Genomic DNA, 1,746 nt, shown 5'->3' with positions numbered 1-1,746 from the left:
GCGCTGGCCCGTCCGTGCGCGGGGATTAACTATACGCGCCCGGCCCCGATCGGGGCCCGGGAATCGGGGGCTCCACGGTTTCTGCACAACTCTTCCTTGCCGTAAGGCGAAGCCACATGTCTCGCGCGCGAAATGCGCTGTGCGGAATCTCTGCCAAGTGAGACACGGGCCCATCGTTGCTGGGAGGAAGAGTCACAGGCACCGGGAGGCGGCGATTTACGTCGCCGTGGGAGACGGGATCGTGGCTTATAGGACAAAAAGTGTGTCCGCTCATTCCCAGTCCATCCGGTAGGGCTCCGAGTGGTGGAGCTCGGACCAGACGACGGCGTCGTCCCGCTACGGGATGGTCCCCTCGAGCCTCTCGCGCTCGCCCAGGCGCTCGTAGATCGCGGCGATCGAGCGGTCCGTGGGCATTGCGCGCAGGACCTCGGCGGCGGGCAGCGGGTCTGGTCTGTGCGCGTAGCACCACCAGAATATCGCCTTGACGCGCCTCTCGACCGACATCCCCCTGTGGTCGCGGAGCATGGACCTGAGCCGCGCGTTCATCCCTCCCTCGATCCGGTTGTTGGTCGAGGGGAGCGGGCCGTCCCGGACCAGCCCGGGGTCGAGGTGGGTGAAGAGCGTCCCGGCGTTGACGAGGCGCACGAGCGAGCGGCGGGCCTTCGCGAGCCTCTCGAGGGTCAGCGCCACCCAGCCGTCCCCGCCCCTGGTCGTCACGGCCAGGAACGACTCCCAGCGCTCGGACCACGCGAGCGGCGCATGGACCCACCCGTACGCCTCCCTGAGGGTCGTGACCGAGAGCAGCGTCCTCGCCAGCCCGTAGGGCTCGGCTCCGGCCTGCGTGCGGGGCCTCGTCGTGGTGCAGCACCTCACCTGGCAGAAGGCGTGGAACACGCACCTCTGGTGGCGGGCGCCCGGCCACGTCTCCCTGAGCGCCTTGGCGAAGCCGTCGCCGCCGTCCGACACGGCGACCTCGGGCGCCGCGATGCGCGACATCAGCGCCGACCAGGCGCGGCTGTTCTCGGAGCGGCACAGGCGCCGGCCGAGGACGTGCCTCTCGTCGGAGGCGATGAGCACGACGGCCCTGCGCCCCAGGTGGATCCCGTCGACGAAGACGGCCCTCCTGGGCGCCTCCGCCTTCGGCGGCATCGGCCAGATCTCCCAGAAGGCGGCCGTCTTCCTGCGGAATGTCCGGCCACCGCCGGGCATGTCCGCCTGCCAGGAGCGGCCGAGCAGCCAGCGCAGGAAGAGCGTCAGGAGATTGGCCGCGCCGTCGATCCTCCTGACCGAGCTCGCCCCGCAGGAGGTGCACCTCCACCGCGTCCTGCCCGCGCTCGTCTTGCCGTTTCGCTTCATCTTCGCCCCGCAGAGGAGGCAGGATCTCGTCTTCACCGCAGGGACCGCCTCACGACCAACTAATCGGGCCGCTTTAGCATGGTCTAGCTGGTCGTTCGCGGGAGGGCGGACACACATTTTGTCCAGGCGGGCAGTTGGGGCGGGCCAACTCCAGGACCTTGTCTTCCGACATCTACCTGCGGAAAAGGGGATGAACCGGACACACTTTTTGTCCTATAACCCAAAAGATCTAAGTGCCCCAAACACAGGGAGGCCCCCGGCAGGAGCCGGGGGCCTCCTCGAACGGCGATGTGAACGGTTAGAGGCCGGCACGGCAAAATGCCCCTTGTTGGTCAGCGACGTCCTGCTCTCCCACGGACTGACTCCGCAGTACCATCGGCGCTCGGGGGC

General features: G+C 68.4%; 1 pseudogene. It reads right to left on the bottom strand.

Going from position 1 to position 1,746, the window contains the following annotated elements:
• Window positions 1-270 precede the first annotated feature (270 nt).
• Window positions 271-1,392, bottom strand: a pseudogene (locus H6A07_RS09670) (IS1249 family transposase).
• Between the last annotated feature and the right edge of the window lie 354 nt (window positions 1,393-1,746).

The sequence above is a fragment of the Olsenella uli genome, assembly GCF_016899935.1.
In the GTDB taxonomy this organism is placed as follows: domain Bacteria; phylum Actinomycetota; class Coriobacteriia; order Coriobacteriales; family Atopobiaceae; genus Thermophilibacter; species Thermophilibacter uli_B.
Note: the sequence above shows the minus strand (reverse complement) of the source record. Positions and strands in the feature narration are given on the sequence as shown.